This window comes from Enterococcus sp. AZ077, assembly GCF_051714965.1.
Taxonomy (GTDB): Bacteria; Bacillota; Bacilli; order Lactobacillales; family Enterococcaceae; genus Enterococcus_B; species Enterococcus_B hirae.
On record NZ_JBIOSX010000001.1, the window covers coordinates 2,507,505 to 2,526,142 of the forward strand.

General features: G+C 36.4%; 12 protein-coding genes and 1 pseudogene. All 13 read right to left on the minus strand.

Going from position 1 to position 18,638, the window contains the following annotated elements; translation table 11 throughout:
• Positions 1-238 precede the first annotated feature (238 nt).
• On the minus strand, positions 239-1,291 hold the full coding sequence (locus IGL28_RS11665; protein ID WP_081128778.1) for a PTS sugar transporter subunit IIC: 1,053 nt from the start codon (positions 1,289-1,291) through the stop codon (positions 239-241).
• A gap of 13 nt (positions 1,292-1,304) precedes the next feature.
• On the minus strand, positions 1,305-2,243 hold the full coding sequence (locus tag IGL28_RS11670; protein ID WP_010720928.1) for a 2-dehydropantoate 2-reductase: 939 nt from the start codon (positions 2,241-2,243) through the stop codon (positions 1,305-1,307).
• A gap of 337 nt (positions 2,244-2,580) precedes the next feature.
• Positions 2,581-4,479 (minus strand): BglG family transcription antiterminator, encoded by a 1,899-nt coding sequence (locus IGL28_RS11675; protein ID WP_096708709.1) that lies wholly within the window; start codon positions 4,477-4,479, stop codon positions 2,581-2,583.
• Between the two features lie 113 nt (positions 4,480-4,592).
• Positions 4,593-6,038 carry a glycoside hydrolase family 1 protein gene (locus IGL28_RS11680; protein ID WP_010737052.1) on the minus strand — a complete coding sequence of 482 codons (1,446 nt, stop codon included), beginning with the start codon at positions 6,036-6,038 and terminating at the stop codon, positions 4,593-4,595.
• 10 nt (positions 6,039-6,048) lie between these two features.
• A complete protein-coding gene (locus IGL28_RS11685) occupies positions 6,049-6,396 on the minus strand; it encodes a PTS lactose/cellobiose transporter subunit IIA (RefSeq protein ID WP_010720932.1) in 348 nt (115 codons plus the stop codon).
• Between the two features lie 14 nt (positions 6,397-6,410).
• Positions 6,411-7,694 (minus strand): PTS sugar transporter subunit IIC, encoded by a 1,284-nt coding sequence (locus IGL28_RS11690; RefSeq protein ID WP_218619969.1) that lies wholly within the window; start codon positions 7,692-7,694, stop codon positions 6,411-6,413.
• 6 nt (positions 7,695-7,700) lie between these two features.
• The gene (locus IGL28_RS11695; protein ID WP_196763502.1) at positions 7,701-8,018 is read right to left on the minus strand and encodes a PTS sugar transporter subunit IIB; all 318 of its coding nucleotides are present in this window, start codon (positions 8,016-8,018) and stop codon (positions 7,701-7,703) included.
• Positions 8,019-8,382: 364 nt separating this feature from the next.
• On the minus strand, positions 8,383-9,126 hold the full coding sequence (locus IGL28_RS11700) for a hypothetical protein (RefSeq protein ID WP_081128783.1): 744 nt from the start codon (positions 9,124-9,126) through the stop codon (positions 8,383-8,385).
• A 733-nt stretch (positions 9,127-9,859) separates the two neighbouring features.
• A complete protein-coding gene (locus tag IGL28_RS11705; protein WP_010720936.1) occupies positions 9,860-10,678 on the minus strand; it encodes a toll/interleukin-1 receptor domain-containing protein in 819 nt (272 codons plus the stop codon).
• Between the two features lie 388 nt (positions 10,679-11,066).
• Positions 11,067-12,707: a hypothetical protein gene (locus IGL28_RS11710; protein ID WP_081128785.1), complete on the minus strand. Its 1,641-nt coding sequence runs from the start codon at positions 12,705-12,707 to the stop codon at positions 11,067-11,069.
• Positions 12,708-13,134: 427 nt separating this feature from the next.
• Positions 13,135-13,830, minus strand: a complete 696-nt coding sequence (locus tag IGL28_RS11715) for a DUF4767 domain-containing protein (RefSeq protein WP_081128786.1) — start codon at positions 13,828-13,830, stop codon at positions 13,135-13,137.
• 560 nt (positions 13,831-14,390) lie between these two features.
• A complete protein-coding gene (locus IGL28_RS11720; RefSeq protein WP_081128788.1) occupies positions 14,391-16,040 on the minus strand; it encodes a hypothetical protein in 1,650 nt (549 codons plus the stop codon).
• Between the two features lie 797 nt (positions 16,041-16,837).
• Positions 16,838-17,799 (minus strand): annotated as a pseudogene (locus IGL28_RS11725) (type I restriction endonuclease subunit R, EcoR124 family); the annotation flags it as partial.
• Positions 17,800-18,638: the final 839 nt, after the last annotated feature.

Genomic DNA, 18,638 nt, shown 5'->3' on the forward strand with positions numbered 1-18,638 from the left:
AAAACATTATACCGCTTAATGAAAAATAAATACTATCAATATTACTAAATAATGCTACTAAGAAGCAAAAAAATACCTACACTGATCTATATCCACAAAAAATTTCGTTTTTTATATTAAAAAAGCCTGAACTTTTAATCTCCTTCGAAAAAAGGAATTAAAAATTCAAGCTTTTTTTATTGAGATGATTTGTCTCACTATCAAAGGAGCAGACTCAGCCAAAAAATCAGCCGTTTCACTAGCCTAAGAATTCAAACACATCTGCTCGATCATATAGTTTCAATACTTTCTCACATAAAAACTGAGTGAACAATGCTGCCGCAACTGGGACGACTAACCAGCTCAAAACAACAAGAGCCGGATTTAGACCTGCATCTAAAGAAGCTAAAGGACCAACTAAGCCAACGATCCCAAAACCAGCCGAGGCAGGGGTTCCTGAAATAGACAACAAAGCAACTGGAATAGCTGTAATCACTGCACTGATCAGACAAGGAACGAGAATAATCGGTCTGCGAAACAGATTAGGCATCATCATCTTCATCGCTCCTAACGTAATGGCGATCGTCACTCCTGATTTATTGACTTTCCACGAGTTCACGATCAAAACGAAAGTCGTTGCTGCGACACCCATTGCTGCCGCTCCTGCTGAAACACCATCTAGTTGGATCGCCACTCCGATTGCTACGGTGGAAATCGGTGAAATGATCAAGAAGGCAAAAGAACAGCCAATCAAGATCGACATCAGTAAAGGTTGTAGCGTCGTGAAATTATTGATGACCGTTCCGATAGCTGAGGTAATATCTGCCACATAAGGATAGAGATAAAACCCGATCACCCCTGCGCCTACACCAACAACGATCGGAGTCAACACAATCGCTACCGAACCAAACCGTTCACCAATCAGATAAATCAACCCAACTGCGATAGAAGCAGTGATCATCGTATTGATGATATCGCCTGTACCAGCACCAACGTACACACCTGTTTCACCAAGATCAGGAGTAAACTTCACCACCCCTGACCCGACAAATGCGGCACCAGCCACCACCATCATCTTCATCGGTGCAAAACCAAATTGCAAAGCTATCAATCCACCGATAATCAGCGGTGTCGCTAATTGGAAGATGACCGCCATTTGAGCAACAGCCATCGCAAAAGAAGAACCACTAAAGTATCTTAAAATCGCCCCTAATACTGCGTTAGGAATCAATCCGATGATAATCCCCGTTGCTGTACCAGCTAGTACTTTGTTCAGAAAAATCTTTGGTGACATGCTTTGTGTCTGTTCCATCAATTATCCCCCTTTATTTTACCTGCAAGCTATCTTCTTTCGCATGGATCAATTCTGTTAAGAAGTCACAATAAGGTGTTGCAATACCATATTTCTTCCCTTTTCTTGAAACCGCACCGTTGATGTAGTCGATTTCCGTCAAGCGGTGATTCTTGATCAAATCTTGATACATGGATGGATAATGTAATCCGATCGTTTCTGGATCGAAACAAGATTCACAATGAGCGATCACTTCTGGGATATCTAAGTGGATGTTTTCAGCTTCTGCCACTGCCGCAAATTCACGAACAATCGTTTCCACCATCTTATGCGCAGTCGAAGTTTGACCTAACCCTGCCATGTTCACATCCAAAATCGTGCATAACCCATTCATCGTGCCATTCACACAAGCTTTACGGTAAATGGAATAATGGATGTTATCAGAGAATTTCGCATGTAAGCCTGATTCTGATAATTTTTCAGCTAGTGCTTTCGCTTGTTCTTCTTTGCCTTCTCCAAGATTTTGCAGCTCAATTGAACCACTTCCAAACAGTTTGACTTTTCCAGGTCCTTCTAAGCCCGCCGTCCACATGGTGTTACCAATATAAATGTTTGCCATTGGAACAAATTTTTCAATGATATCTTCATGTCCGATACCATTCAATAAGCATAATACTTCCGTTTCTTCTTTGATCAATGGACGGATATCTGTTAGCATTTTTTCTAATTGCATCGCTTTAGTAAATAAGATGATCAAATCTACCTGATCTTCTTCGCCTACTTCTGATTGAAGAACGACTGGTAACTTCTCAACTACTTCTTCGCCATTGAAATCTGCTTTTAACCCATGCTCTTTGATTTGTTGGACATGATCTGCCCAGCCGTCGATCAATAGTACTTCGTTTCCACCTTGATGTAACATCAGACCGAAACGACTTCCCATCGCTCCAGCTCCTGCAATTGCAATTTTCATGTTTTATTCCTCCCTTTTGCCTTACATTATACCTATCTAAGATTTATTACACAATTTTATTCTATAGCTTAGCCTTCTTTTTACACTACTTTACGTGAAATCAGCTTGCCTAAGAGAAAAACGGGCAATCCTAAACTTCTCCGTTCAATTGGAAGTTAGCAGAAAGATGTTTTAAATTACTTCCTTCAATCACTGCAAGCACAAAAAAACAAAGTAACCAAAAATCAATAGAAAGCTTTCGGCTACTTTGGCAATGATCGATTAGCAGTGATCCCTAAGACAAAAGCGAGCGTTCCTCTCATACAAGAATAAAACCAACGCCCTCAACATTCACGGATCATTCTTCCGTTTCGACCAACATTTTCATTTTTAAGATGAATTCTGTAAAATTTTCTGCACCCGCTAACAATCGCACATTGATCGGATCAGAAACGATTTCGATAAACATTTCAAAAAAATCATTAAATTCTTTGGCTTCATCTTGTGAAATGGCAACTAAAGCTACGATTTGAACAGGATATTCGTCCCATTTTAGGGTTTCTTGCAAGGTCATAATCGAAAGGGCACTTTTTTTCGCCTGTTGTTCCAACGAGTGGGGTACTGCGATACCTGATGGGAAACTGGTCGATGACATCGCTTCTCGTTTTTCCATCCTCTGGGAAAATTCTTCCTCCACATACCCTGTCACTAACAATCGATCAAACAATTTTTCCCGAATCATTTTAGGTGTCTGATCGGTCGGATCAAATTGATTAAAATAGAGATCTTCAATAATAAACCGATCAATCAAATGAAACATCTGTTTTCGCCAATTACTTTTTCGCTTGGCAGTCACCCGTTTTTGGATCTTTGCAAAATCTTTACGCGTCAAAATAGGATGGACATATACTGCGCCATTGATTTCAGTCACTCTGTCACGATCAGAAGAGACATACACGTCATTTTCTTGTACGCTTACCTCATGATGATCAACCGCCACGATCTCCACATCTTCCCCTAGCATACTACGAATATTTTGAACGTTTGTTTCTTCAAAATCATGGTAATTGTTGTGATCAACTAGCACTCGCAACTTTGGTCTTTTTTCTTTTTTGCTTTCTAAGTAAGCCCCGATGTGTAACGCAATAAAAGAAATCTCATCCTCATTAAACCAAATCGCTAATTTTTCCTGAACTAACATCGACAAGTAAACCGCAATGTCATACGTCAATGGATAGGCTGTTTTTATATCTAAAAGGCTGCTATTCCGGGTGAACCGTTCATATTGAGAGCGATCATAAAGATTTTGCAGATGGATAGCTAATTTATTGAAAAAAGCTTCATCTTGTAAATCAATCAAATAGGTTTCTTTGACTTTCTCTAAAACTTCATTTAGTGTTTCAATCACTCGAGCTTCAACAATTTTGGACAAGGATAGCTCTTTGCGATTCGTAAGATATTCATTTTGTAATCCAATAAAAAGTAAGGATAACTGCTTGACTTCAGCATCAGAAAAATGAATGTGATAAGTATTTGAAAGAAGTTCAGTAATCTCCACACACAATTGAAATTCCGTTGCATCATTTCTTAATGGAAAGTCCTTCACGCTTTTCAGATCATTTCCTTGGCGAATCCGTTCAATACTAATCGCAAAATGAAGCACAATATTGTTCATCGAATAACGATTGATTTTGATTTTGTGTGAAGCCAAGACATCATGGATGGTTCGCTCTAGATCAATAAGCGAAAGCGTGCCAATCATATCTTGGACATGATACTTTAGTTTTTCCTGATAATCGCCTTCCTCATACAATAGCGAAATCATGTAACGCCTTTTATCACTTTCTGATCCTTCTAAATAAATTTGATTGGCTTTGATCGTTAATTTCAATTGTTTGTTTTGAATCTCGTTACGCAAAAGCTGGATGTCATTTTTTAACGTTGACTCAGAGAGAAACATCGTGTCTGCCAGATCATAGAGATCAATGCCATGATTGCTTTTTAACAACGTCAGAAACAACTGTGATTGCCGGTCATTCGTTGCTTGGATCACTTGATTATCCTGGGTAGCTTGTTTGATCCGATACCCTTGATTACTAGAAATAATTTGTTGCTCCGTCTCATTGATCTTTGTGATTTGATTACGAATGGTTCGAGTCGTACAGTTACAAAATGTTGCTAGTTCCGTCGCAGTGACCCAATGCTGCTGTCGTTTTGCAAGATATGCGATAATCTCTCTTTGCCTTTTCGTTGCCACTTTCTATCTCCCCCACACATGTGTTGCTATCCATTGATTTGCCACACTATCTCAAAAAAAGGTGGATACGAAATCCATGTCTCGCATCACACCTATTCTTTAAACTGGCGACTTTACAAATTTTCTCCATTCGATTCAATCACATTTTTGTACCAGTAAAAACTATCTTTTTTGATCCGATCACCACTACCTTTTCCTTCATTATCCAGATCCACATAGATAAATCCATAACGTTTTTCCATTTGAGCAGATGAACAGCTGATAATGTCAATCGGCCCCCATGCACAATAAGCAATCACATTGACTCCATCATACATCGCACGTTTCATTTCTTCAATGTGACTAGCCAGATAATCGATCCGATAATCATCATGAATCTTGCCGTTTTCCAACTGGTCGTACATTCCAAAGCCATTTTCTGCAATAATAATCGCTTTACCATAACGATCCCAATATTGCGACAGTGAATGATACAACCCTTTAGGATCCACTGCCCACCCCCATGGATTAGCTTTCAAGTTCGGGTTAGGTGTCACCGATGCAGGGTTCATATCGTTTTTCTTGGAGTCGACCATTTGCGAATAATAATAAGAAATAGCCAGATAATCCATCGTATTCGCTTGTAAAATGGCTTTGTCTTCTTCAGTGATCTCGAGATGGATATTATTTTCAGCAAAATAATTCAACGCATACTGAGGATATTCCCCTCGAAATTGCACATCTGTATAGAAATACTCCATCCGATTACGACGTAAAGCCAAAATGATATCATCTGGATCGCAAGAAAATGGATAGGCGGTGCAATCTGCAACCATCGTTCCAATTTGCATTTCAGGGTTGAGCTTTTTCCCATATTCATAGATTTTAGCACTGGCAACGAACTGATTATGGATCGCTTGATAGCTAGCTTCTTCGTAATGATCCACCGTATCATAAGGAATAGCAGTTGAATTGAATGGTTCAAATTGGATCAAGTTGATCTGATTGATGACGATCCAATACTTCACTTTATCTTTGTAACGATCTAAAATTGTTTTTCCATATTTTACAAATAGATCGATCACTTTCCGATTATGCCAACCCCCGTAGTTTAAAGTAATGTCTACCGGTGTTTCATAATGAAGCATCGTAATAATCGGCTCCATCCCTAACTCACGGATCTTATCAATCAACGCATCATAATAAGCCAAACCCGCTTCATTCGGTTCCGTTTCATCGCCCGTAGGAAAAATCCTCGACCAATCAATCGACGTCCGAAACGTTTTAAAGCCCATCTCTGCTAATAGCGCTAAATCTTCAGGATAGGTATGATAAAAATCGATCCCATGGCGTTTAGGATAATAGCCTTGTTCATCTGTCATATTCGCCTTCAACTGAGCCAAAGACATTCCTTTATGTTGCTCTTCCGCAATTTCTGCATTTGTTTTATCCGCATGGAAAACATGTAAATCAGCGAGGCTGATGCCCTTACCATCAACTTGATAAGCCCCTTCTGCTTGGTTGGCAGCAATCGCCCCTCCCCAAAGAAAATCTTTTGGCATTTTGTATTCTTTAAACATGAAATACCTCCTATTTAGTTAATTTTTTTGAAAAGTTCCGAAATAACCGAACCATATGTTCACCAATCAATATCTCACTTTGTGCTGTCATCAACGTATCTTGCGCATGACAGAACAACGTAGAATAGCGGATCTGCTCTCCTGAAGCTTCCATTTGTAACGTATCTGTTTGCAAGCCGTGAGCAATCACCACTTCTTTATGTGCCGATTGAATCAATTCTTCTGCTTCATCGAACGCCATTTCCTCCAGTGCATTCAGACCTTTTACCAGTAATTCACGAGCATTACCTGCATGGATCAAAATATTCATCGATAATTCGTTTAGGCTATCTGTTTCTTCCACAAACTGTTGTGACATACTACTACCTCCAATTATTGAGCCGTTGAAGCTTGCATTGCTTTTGCTTGCGCCGCTTCTTGTTCTTCAGCAATTTTTTCTTGTTTTAATAATGAACTATCATATGCTTTAAAAAATGGTAAGAAGATAAACCATGTGATAACAAAGATCAACAGACAGACGATGACCGCACGGAAATCTTGAGTGGCTAAATAAGATGTAAATGGATATGGCATGTACCACAACAAGAATGATTGACTAGGAATATTCACGAAGCCCATATTCATCACAACATAAGAAATCGTTGGTACGATCAGTGCGTTGATCCACATAGGAATCATCAAGTAAGGATTAAAAGCAATCGGTGCCCCAAAAACCAACGGTTCATTAATATTAAAGATCGAAGGAATAAAGACCGCTTTACCAATCGCTTTTAATTGTGCTGATTTACTTAGCAGCAACATCATCACAGACAAGGCCAAGGTAGTCCCCACACCACCCATTGATGAAAAAGCATAACAAGTTTCTTGAGTAGCAATGTTCATTGCTTGTCCACCATTTGCAACAGCCTCAGCATTAGCAGCTAATCCAGCCATATATACAGGATAGATAGCCGGCATCATCACCCAACCTGAAATACCGAACGTATATAAAAAGACTGGGATAAAAACGGATAAGACAAAACCTGGGTAAGATTGCACGATTTTTGCCAATGGACTGAATGCCCAAACGACCACTTCAAAGAAGTCAACATTCATTTGTACCGTGATAAACCAACCAACGATCAAGATAAACGTAATCGGCAATAAACTATTAAACCACCCCACCACGAAATCAGGGATCGGTGTATCTTCATCGAAAAATGATCTTTTAGCAGCAAAATTCATCACACAGGCAACAAAAAGACCCGAAATAATCGCAAGAAACATGCCTGTAGCGCCAAACCGAGAAAGAATAAACGTAGCATTTCCTTCAGCAGATACTGTGGGAAATAGTAACATCATGAATAACACTAATCCGGTAGCACCTGAAATCAGCTTTTGACCGCTGTTTCCCTTTTTTTCCATGAGATAATAAGGAATCAAAAAAGAAACAATCAAACCAAACATCCCAAAAGAAAAATTACTAATCATTGAAAAATCAGGTAAACCTGCAAAAAGATTTTTTAGCAGAGAAACCACTGTGACTAATGACCCAACAAAAACTAACGGCAAAGCCGCCATGATCGAATCTTGGATCGCCGAGACCCAAGGATTCTTGACAATTTTATTTACTTTTGGCGCAAATTTGTTCGTCATGAAGTCCATAATTTTATTCATCATTCGTTAGCCCTCCATACTTAAAATCAGATCTAGTGCCTTATCTCCATTTAAAGTGCCATAGGTTGCTTGTGGAATGACTGCTACTTTCACGTTCTTTCCTTCAATTTGTGCTTTGAGATCTGCCAACATATAAGACAAATGCGGACCAATCAACAGATAATTGATCTCATTGATCCGTTCATCCAATTGCGACTCACTAGCCGCTTTTACAGTTACTTCTTCCCCTCTTTTTTTCGCTGCTTTTCGAATAGCAGCCGCCATAAATCCACTAGAAGCACCAGAACCACAAATCAACAAAATATTTTTTGCCATCTTTACCATCTCCCCTTTTTTTCTTACACGTTTAGTTTAGCTACCAAGGTATGCGCTTTCAAACTTACTTTTTTCCTAGGTAGCGGAAATTAATTAACGTGAGGTTCTCTTTTAGCTATTATAGGGTACACTCTCCACTTTTCATTGCTCCACAAGTCCTGTTGAAAAATGAACTATGATAGCCAGGTTCATCCCCTCTGTTGGCTAACATTCCTATGAGTATCCCCGTACTTCACTAAAAAAGAAAAACATTCCCACAAAAAAAGAGAGCCGACCAGATTCATTCTGATCACGGCTCCCCCACTATGACATTTTTTGATTTATGCTTTGTTATCAATAAACTCAGCATCCACTAATCATTCCTACCGTTACCTTAACCCAATGAAATCGGTTGGATATAATCTACCTGCCATTTTTGTTCTTTGTCTGAATAATTGAAATACCAGATCTGAGAAAAATATTGTCGCTGATGCTTGTACCCTGATAAGAGCAGGTTATTTTTTCGATCAATCGTATAATCATAGCAACTAAAATCAATTCGGATCGAGAAACTGTCTTCCTCTATTTGACGATAGTTCCCCAACTGTTGCAGGACGATTTTTTTAGTATGATTTTTAATACCTTCTGCTTGATTCTTTTGTAAGACTTGTTGATGCTCCAAAAATAATTTTTTCGTATAATAGCGCGAGGCTTTTTCCATTTTTTCATGTTCCCAAGCGTTTTGAATCGCAAAGAAGCTGGTTTCGATCTCTGAAAGCAATCTTTTCTTCGCTTTCTTTTTCCCCGGCATACGAGAAAATAGCTCTCTGGTCACATTGCGCTGTTCTTTCTTCCTTTTAAATAAAGCAAACGCCGCAAAACCACCAACAGACGCCCCCATTAATACATAGTCCTCGACGTCACCGTATGAACTCGATCGATAATACCCTCGTGATCGTCCGATGATTGGTCGATCGTCATAAAAATGATGTCCGACCGAGCTACCACTAAAACTTCCGCCAGATCCACCGCTTCTCGTTGAGCCACCTCCATGTCCACCCGCTACTGCAAAGCCCTGTACTGGCAAAGCAAATAAAAAGAATAGACACAACAAACAAGCCAAATAATGTTTCTTCATGTTCCCCCACCCCATTCATCTTCTGTTAGCAACAATCTAACGCTGAAATCCCTCATTGCTACACTAGCTCAAACGGCAATTTCAGAAGCTACGTTATCAGTCCATTTATTTCATACGTTACTTTACAATAAATTGACTAGCAATAACTTAGTTATGAAAAAAAATTAATAAACGAACAAATGAATGTCGAATCTGGAGTTTTGCTTGTTAAGTGTTAATCAATGCGTTAAAAACAAGACCGCTAGAAGATGATCTATTCAAATTCTGTATTAACTATTGACTGGGTGAAAAAGAATGCTTATAAGCGTAGAATCTCTGTCGAATCTGAAAGATTGCCTTATCCAATAATCATTGATGAAACAAATTAAAAAAAACTGGATTTCTCTCTAAAAATAGCAAACCGTTTTTTCATTAAAGAATATTCAATTTTATGAATATGATTAACGACTTATATGTCATTTATGAGACTGATAGGCACTGGCAACTGTGAAGAAATAACTGACAGTTAAATGGACGTCTCACCTGTTATCACTTGATAGCTTTTTAAAATTTATAAAAAATGAACAGAAAGCGACTCCTTTTCTGTTCACTAATATGCGTTATTCTTATTTAATACGGTTGGATAGCCAAACCAATTTATTCATTGATATTCTAATAAATAAAAGTCATTCTTGTATTTTCTATTACACATATATTCTACAAAATAGCATAAAATTTCCTAATATAGCTTATACTAATCAATAATCTCAAGTGTTTCTCTATAAGCATATATATTTCTATAATTTTTTAACTCTTGAAAACTTTTGCACTCTGTAAAATCCTTCACTTTAAATGCTATCCTATCTCCCACTTTCATTGATTCTGCTTCAGGAAAATAGTTCGTGTTTAATTGTAACCAGTGATTTTCACCTTCTTTAAAAACTTCTCCTGTAGGAATTAAATTTTCAATTTTAGCGAAAACATATCCTTTGTTCTCCGTTATTTCACTAATTCTTGATTTCCATACTTTATCTCTGGGGATTAAATCTCTTAAATTCTTACAACATATCTCCGCATTATAAGCCAGTTCTGTCTCATTAAATGATAAAAAGCTATCCCTTAGAATATTTCTTACAAAATCTGTTAAACCCTTTTGACAACGGTCATCTCCAGTTAAAAATATCCCTTTGTCTTTACTATTTATACAACAGCTTAAATAGCTATGATGCTTTAAATCAAAATCAGGTAAAAATAATTGTGTGTACTGATTTTGATTGAGCCAAATAGCTCCCATTTCATTTAAACAAGCAGTACTTTCGAAATAGTCATCAGAAAGTAAAAAAACTGCATGTTTTTTTACTTTTATAGTTTTTTCGAGATAGTCAAAAATGTTATTGCCAACTGGTATTTCATTCATTTTATGAGAAGAATACAATAACATATCATTAGGAACTCCACAGCTTACCAATAGGTCTCGGATGAGATCACCATAATTTTTATTTTTAGAACTATGACTTAATAAGACAGTCGGATTACTTAGAGAAATAGTTTTCCCTTTAAATATTTCAAACATCATATTTTCTCCTTCTTTATATACTTAAACAATAAACATCATTCGCTAAAATCGGATTTCCAACAGCTAAATTGTTTATTTTTATCAATAAACAAAAAGCTACGTATATACTTTTTCCACATATTTATATAATGCAACCCACTATAAAAATACTAGAAAAATACTATTAAATAACTTTAAACTCATAAAAAGTTCTTTTGCCATCATAATCGTTCAACTTTATTCTAAAAATCAATCACTCGATGTTGTCTATTTTTTCTACTGTCATTCACCATGAACTAAATAAGAATAAAAAAACACCTAGTGATCTCACTAGATGTTTCGGTGTCCCGTCTTTTACAAATAAAAACGAATCTTTCAGTTTTTTGTCCTAGTACGAATATTTATGTTACGCAATTTTTTTCGAAACGAAACATTTGCCGATCAAGAAACGAATAAAAACAAAAAGATAGCTTACTAGACTGACAATAAAAGCAAGAATCATTGTAAAGGGATACTTAGAAGAAACTTCAATTACCGTTGTTCCTGCTTTTCCTTCAAATGTTGCTAATCCTTCATTGTTTTCAATCTTGGTATTTTGCCCATTCACTTTTGCTGTAGTTCCCCAGTAATCAAACACGGGTAACGTGATTTTTTTATCTTTAGCACCTTTGACTGTATAGACTATTTTGGAATCAGAAGCTTTATATGCTGCTGTTTGCCATTCATTGTCTACTCTTATTTCATGCTTTTGCACATGCTCCTTATATTTCATGGCTTCTAGTGGTGCATAGTCAAAGACCCCTCCAACACCTACAGTGATGTAACTACCTAGAGTGTCTTTATTCACCTCTAAATGGTCACCTAGTGTTGGCACTTTGTGATTATAATTGGCTTTAGTGGCTGCCGAAACAACAAACATAAAACAAACAATCGCTGCGATACTAAGTATTCTTTTTTTCTGTCCAAATACCATCCTATTAAAAACAATGGATAAAATTAATGAGCCAAAAAGTACCTGAAACCCTAATATCCGCCAAGGAAACTGAAGCAATCGAACGGGTGTATTTTGCAATAGTGCCCATGGGACCAGCTTAGTTGATAATAACCAAGTAGCTACTGCGATCAGGTAAATCACTTTTTCCTTGCTCGTTAGCTTTTTAAAATACACAAGCGGAAGAATCAAGGAAACAATCCCGATAATCCCGATTGTAAAGGATGCCAAATCATTATTCATGGCCCCAATCAAACTATCAGATACATTGATCGCTTGATTTTGCAGATCTGTTTTTCCTGGCTGATTGATGGATTGATACATGGTTTGCTTGAACATAGGATACCAAAAATAGGCCGTTAAAAGAATCGTCATTCCCACAGCTTTTGACATCTCCAACACCAAGCGAATGGTTTCTTCCTTATTTAGTTTATTCACAATCAGTTTGCCTATGATCATCATTCCAATGAAAAACGCACACATGAAAGTAGAGAGAACATGGGTATAAACAAGCAAACTCATACTGATTGCTAACGGGATCGCAGCCGTTGCTTTTTCATAGATCATTTTGTAAGCATAATACAAAACTACAGGCATAATCGTCAGTGCAATCGCTTCTGCAATCGCTGAACGATGGTAAATATCAATCGTTCGATAACTATAGAATGTATACAGACAGCTAAATAAAAAGGCAGCATCTACTCGCTTTAAAAATTTTTGACCATAATAAAACATCAATAGGATGGTACAAACATTCAACACCCATACGTATAAAATATAACTTACGATCAAATTATTGGTAATCCAATAAAAAATTACCGATGGAAAAAGGGTAAAGTAGGGGTAAAAATAGTTCACACCGCTGCCATAACTATTAAAAGTCGTAAAATTGATTGGTCCTGAGAATATAGAGGATAATCCTTTAATTCTGGAAAGATGAAATGCGATATCTCCTGTCGTAGAAATCGTTTGTGCATGCCTAAAATAATTCACAGAATAAAGACCCGCAATAAGTATTAATATAACAAATAAGAGCAATTTTTTCTTTGTTTTCATTAGTGACTCCTTTCAAAAAATCATAATAAGTATAACGTAATTCTTGGAATTTTTCATAAATTTTTCTGTTTTATTTAGCAAATTATCCTTTCAGAAACAAAAAAAGACTGAGACATCCATCTCACTCTTTGCTCTGGAAACAGATAAATGGTGTTCAAGCATCAACTCCTTGCAATAAGCCTGAATTTTTCAAAACATGAGGAGCTGTTTCAAAAAATTCTTTCTTATTGGCATCGGAGCTAACCGATGCTTTCACAACCTCTGTTCCATGGTGTTCAAGCATCAGCTCCTTGAAATAAGCCTAAATTTTTCAAAAACACGAGAAACTGTTTCTAAAAATTCTTTCTTATTATTATCGGAGCTAACCAATGCTTTCACAACCTCTTTTCCAAGAAATTTTCTTTCTAAGTTTGGAAGGACGTCTCTTCTAGCTATTCACAATCCGCTCGAAACCGTTCTTCAATTCATTATTCTCAGTTTCTTTGAAATACAAATAATTGTTTGGGTTTCCTTGATTTTGCTGAGTCACCAATACCTTAGGTTGATTTTGTTGGAAACCAAAGAAATACAAATGAGCTCCAGACGGTTTTGGATGATCGATATCAGAGTAGATCGCCACTAATTCAAATCCCGCTTGTCCTCTGCCATTTTCTGACCATTCTACGGTAACCGGTGTTTGATCAATCACCATAGACCATTGCCCATCAAAAATGTATTGTGGTACTTGCAATCCATAATAATTAGCATTCACATGATCATTGTAGCTTCTATACTGTTGTCCCATTTCCTGACCCCAAGTTGACATAAACGTAGCTAATTCAGTCGCTTTACTCGCATCCCAGCTATTTTTTTCAACTGGCTGATTACTTGATGTCGCAGACTCAGCCGTTGTAGTGTGAGTTGACTCTGATGTACTCGTCGTCGTGGACTCTGTTTTTACCTTTGTTTCTGATGAGCTGGATGATTCAGTCTTATCAGATTCTTTCGTCGTTGTTGAACCTGTCTTACTTGTTTTTGTAACAATAGTGTCTGTCGATTTACTTGAAACATCTTTTGCCTGATCCGTTCCACAACCAGCTAGCACAAACAACAACCCCACAGCCAACAATATCCCCTTTTTCATTAATAAAACTCCTCCTTGATTGTTTCACTCATTCTAACAAACCAAACTTGAGATTATGCCGAAAATTTGAAAAATTATTTCTAACCAATCCCTCATCTGAAATCTATAAAATTGGTTTAACCGTTACGAAATCAGAATCAGATACTCAAGAAAAGTTTTATGTAGGTTTCTAAGGAGTAGTTCGCCATAGAAAATACTGATCAACTATAAAGAGACACGGAAAAACGCAATCCCTCATTTATCAATTATGACTAGTATCAAATACATCTAACTCTTTGTTCAGATATTCTCCGTAATTGCTGTAAATATACAAAACTTAAACCATTAGGCACAAGAGAAACAGCTAAAACAAATAGACTGATACAATTAACAAAAAATCCTCAACGTCCACCTTGTTTCTAGCGGTATCGTTGAGGAATACGATCATTGGTTGCTATTTCAAAAATGGCTGAAAATGGTGTCTCTAATAGACAATTTATTCACCCATAAAATAAAAGGCAACTCTATAAATTTTCTTTCTTTTCACGTTTGTTCTGCACTGCCATTCACTTTAGATCCCTTCATCGGAGGACCATTTTACTTTTTACTAAATTTTTTCTTCTTAGCAAATATCGAATAAAGATAAATAAAAAAGTTCCAACGCTTGTTAGTAATGCAAGAATCATCGTTGGCGGATAGGTAGAGGAAACCTCAATCGTAGTCGTTCCTTCTTTTCCTTTAACCGCTACTAACCCGTCATCATTTTCTATGCTAGTCGTTTGACCATTTACTTTCGCAACGGTTCCCCAATAATCAAACACAGGTAACGTGATTTTTTGCCCTTGCGCATCTTCCACTGTATAAATGATTTTTGAATCATACGCTTTATGAGAACTATTTTTCCATTCATCCCCAACTTTTACTTCATGTTTTTTCAACTGTTTTTTGTATTTCAGTGCATCAGACGGTGCATAATCATAAAGTCCCCCTGTCCCTGAAGTCGTGTAATGCTTAATCTCTTTTTTTGTCATAATCAGACGACCGTTATAGGATTGGATTTTTTGCGTATAATTTATTTTCGTTACTACTGTTAGTGTCAAAAGCAGGAGGACGATTCCGCCAATCCACCATATACTTTTTTTCTGATCTGGTCTGCATTTCAAAAAGACCATCGCCAAGATCAATGATCCGAAAAGCACTTGAAACCCTAAGATTCTCCAAGGAAATTGAATCAATTGAATAGGTGTATTTTGGAAAAGAAACCATGGAAAAACATTCGTCGATAAAAACCACGTAGCTACTGCACAAAAATAAATGACTCTTTCTCTTCGTTCAAATCTTTTCAAAAAGAAAAGCGGAAGGACTAATGACACGACACCAATCGTTCCCATTGTAAATGTCGTCAAATTATTAGTCATCGCACCAAACAAACTTTCAAAAATGTTCACTCCCCGCTCCTGAAGGTTTGTGCGGAAAGGACGATTGATGCTTTGATGCAGGACTTGCTGCAGCATTGGGTACCAAACATACGCTGTTAAAAGAATCGTCCAGCCGACAGCTTTTGCCATTCCAACAAACAAGTCCAAAACATTTTCTTTCTTTTTTCGTTTAGCCAAAAGTGAACCGATAAACAAAAGCCCAATAACTATTACGCTCATAAACGTAAAAAGAGCATGTGTATAAATAAGCAAACTCATACTAACAGCTAAAGGAATCACACAATTCTTCTTTTCAAAAAGAAGTCTATACGTGTAGTAGAGGACCACTGGCATAATCGTCAGAGCAATTGATTCTGAAATCGCTGAACGTTGGTAAATATCGATCATTCGATACCCGTAAAAAGTATAGAAACAACTAAATAAAAATGCCGCATCTACACGTTTAAAAAATTTCCGTCCGTAATAGAAGGTGATGAGTATTGTACACACATTCAGTACCCAAACATATAACATATAACTTAAGATCAAATTATGGGTAATCCAGTAAAAGATCACAGCTGGAAATAGGGTTAGATAAGGATAAAAAAAGTTTACCCCACCACCATAACTATTGAATGTAGTAAAATTGATCGGACCCGAAAATACAGAAGCCAATCCTTTGATCCTGGAAAAATGAAAAGCGATATCTCCTGTCGTTGCGATCTTTTCTGTATTATTAAAAAAGATAAAGGAATAAGTGCTTGCAATAGCTATTAGCAGAACAAACAAAATGATTTTTCGATTGAATCTCATAACAATTTTTATTTCTCCTTTCATACGTCACTCTATTTGAAATGACTCAGTGATTATTCATTGGGTGAATCACTCTCATTTTTATCATTTCATATTAAAAGAGCTTGCTAGTTATGTTTATGACATACTTATTTTTCTTAACTAACATGAAATACACTATACCTAATCAGCAAGAAAATATTTTTTCTATTCTCTCACTCATTCATTATTTTTTTCATCTTTTGAATAATGAAAAGGTGTGATTATTTTCAACATATGAGTTAGTTACCTCAAAATCCATTATTAAATCCTAAGCTATCCATTGACGAATAGATGGTTTCATTGATCCCTTCTCCCTTCTAAACGACTGACAGATTTCAATTTATAACGTATGTGATTTTATCAAAAAACAACTAGTTTTGTCATTTAATAACCTACAACATAGACATGAAAAGGCTTCACCAAGTTGATAATTAAAAATATCGTTATTTTTAATTAAAGATTTCTTTGGAACCTCAAGCTTATCCCTAACTCTAAAGCGCTATTTAAGCAGTAGTACCTTGAAATAAGCCGAAACCAACAAAAAATAGTTCCCTATCTCTAGACCTCCATTGATAGACTTTATCGTGCCAAATTTCATTAAGTAACGTACTTTCTTTCAAAAAAACGTAAAAAACATTTATTAAGATGTTGGAATATGAGTAAAAAACCAGGTTAACTCGTACATGAGTTAACCTGGTTTGGTGGGTGGGGTGGTTATGGTGTGGGATGTGTAACATGAGTAATCTCTCTATGATTTTTTTGGAAACTAATCCAGTTTACCTCAACTCATTCTCAAGAGGAATCAATTCATCATCTAACATCTTGCGCCATGCTCGTTTCATTTCTTGTGGATATTTAAAAGGCTTCGCTTCTGGATGTTTAGCTTTGTATCCTTCGTAATCCTTACTGTTGATAATTGCTTTCATATTAGGGATTTGAGTCTCCCCGAGCATATATTGCATGTTAGAAGCATGTAACTCTTTCTCTGAAACGAACCATTCATTAGAAAAAGTATGAATCAACTGATCTCTTGCTTGCGTAAAGTAGTGACGTTTGATAAGAAAAATATCATCTTTACTATCTAATGTTCCTAGGTCAAACGCATTTAAAATTTGACGATAAACTTCTTTCACACCTTCAGTTTTATTCAATTTCGTCAAAGCTTTCTCAATTTCTTCCCGGGCATCGGTACTGTTTGCCGCGTAAGTCCCTAGTAATTGATCAATATAAGTAGAATCAATATCGTACAACTTAATCGTATGTTCATTATAGAATTCAATCGTTGAGAAATCCATACCTTTTTCCTCATCGTTCCCATCTACCAAAGAATCCTTGATTGTTACATAAAAACCACCTTGTTTTTCTAAAATAGAAACCTGTTCTTTTAAAAAATCCGATTGTTCCATTTCTTCATTGTAAGTGTCATACGTAACCAATGCTTCATGGGACTTATTCAGCTCTTGGAAATCCTTTATATAATCTATTCGAGTTTCTATCGGAGTATTCTCAGTTGGTTCAGGTATTACGGTAAATGTTTGTAATTGCTTACAGGCTTTTTCAAAGCGTATCTTTGATGCTTCGTAGGTAGGATAAATCCGCCTTGATTCTTCTTGTACTTCTGAATATAGTTTTGTAACTTTCATATCATTACCATTATTGCTGTTTTTTTAAATGTGACAACTAAGCCTTTACTCTTTTCAGGATATGCTCAGTTGGTTCGTGAAAAGTCTTGAACTAACCGACTCTTTGTCAATACGGACTAATGAGTTCTTGACAAAGAGACTTGATATGATGCTGGGCATGCTTTAGCTGTTAACTGTATTCATTCTTGACAACACTCCTGGAGGACTTTAACCTTTTTCCATAACTTTCAATTTCTGATGGTTGTCGAATTTCATTAATAACATTTAGGTCATATTTACTAGCTAACGTTATTTCAAATGAAAGAATATCCCTAGATTTTTCATCAAGTGAGACTAACAGTGGAAATGTAGCTTCGAAATTCAATTGCCTCAGCTAGAGAGTTACGCCTTTATCGCCACATTTCTTTATTTCATATAATAATTCGATCCACAGGCTCGTTGAAAGAAACATGTGATATTCAAATTCCAAGTCTCTCAGAATTCCGATCACTCTTGTCATACAATGGTAGTTTATTAAGAAATAGTCTCGCTGAATTATAGCGAATCAAAAACTTGTTAATTTCATCAATTTTCGGATTGAGCGAAATTTTTTCTGAGTCAATTTTATAATTAAAAAAATAATTGATAGTCAGATTTTTCAGTCTCATCATAACCTAAAAGCTGGTATTTTGTATTTTTCAACATTTGTTCAACAATTGTGTATGCATCTATTAGCAGTGTATTTTCTGCCTTTCTAACTGCTTCTTTAACGTTATGAAAAACATACACACTAAAAGAGATATCATTAATTACATGTCAAATATCTGTTGAAAAAATCGGAAAAGAAATTTTTCGCCACAATAATCTTTTCGTGACTAGTTTGCAACTGATTGATTCTGTCAATAAAATCAATCTCATTTATTTTCTTATCCAACCATCACATACCTAAAATCGC

Bases quoted from the DNA above. Each gene is read 5' to 3' on its own strand.
- IGL28_RS11690 (WP_218619969.1), bottom strand. From the start codon at position 7,694: ATGAATAAAATTATGGACTTCATGACGAACAAATTTGCGCCAAAAGTA.
- IGL28_RS11700 (WP_081128783.1), bottom strand. From the start codon at position 9,126: ATGAAGAAACATTATTTGGCTTGTTTGTTGTGTCTATTCTTTTTATTT.
- IGL28_RS11715 (WP_081128786.1), bottom strand. From the start codon at position 13,830: ATGAAAAAGGGGATATTGTTGGCTGTGGGGTTGTTGTTTGTGCTAGCT.
- IGL28_RS11665 (WP_081128778.1), bottom strand. From the start codon at position 1,291: ATGGAACAGACACAAAGCATGTCACCAAAGATTTTTCTGAACAAAGTA.
- IGL28_RS11695 (WP_196763502.1), bottom strand. From the start codon at position 8,018: ATGGTAAAGATGGCAAAAAATATTTTGTTGATTTGTGGTTCTGGTGCT.
- IGL28_RS11680 (WP_010737052.1), bottom strand. From the start codon at position 6,038: ATGTTTAAAGAATACAAAATGCCAAAAGATTTTCTTTGGGGAGGGGCG.
- IGL28_RS11710 (WP_081128785.1), bottom strand. From the start codon at position 12,707: ATGAAAACAAAGAAAAAATTGCTCTTATTTGTTATATTAATACTTATT.
- IGL28_RS11720 (WP_081128788.1), bottom strand. From the start codon at position 16,040: ATGAGATTCAATCGAAAAATCATTTTGTTTGTTCTGCTAATAGCTATT.
- IGL28_RS11685 (WP_010720932.1), bottom strand. From the start codon at position 6,396: ATGTCACAACAGTTTGTGGAAGAAACAGATAGCCTAAACGAATTATCG.
- IGL28_RS11705 (WP_010720936.1), bottom strand. From the start codon at position 10,678: ATGTTTGAAATATTTAAAGGGAAAACTATTTCTCTAAGTAATCCGACT.
- IGL28_RS11670 (WP_010720928.1), bottom strand. From the start codon at position 2,243: ATGAAAATTGCAATTGCAGGAGCTGGAGCGATGGGAAGTCGTTTCGGT.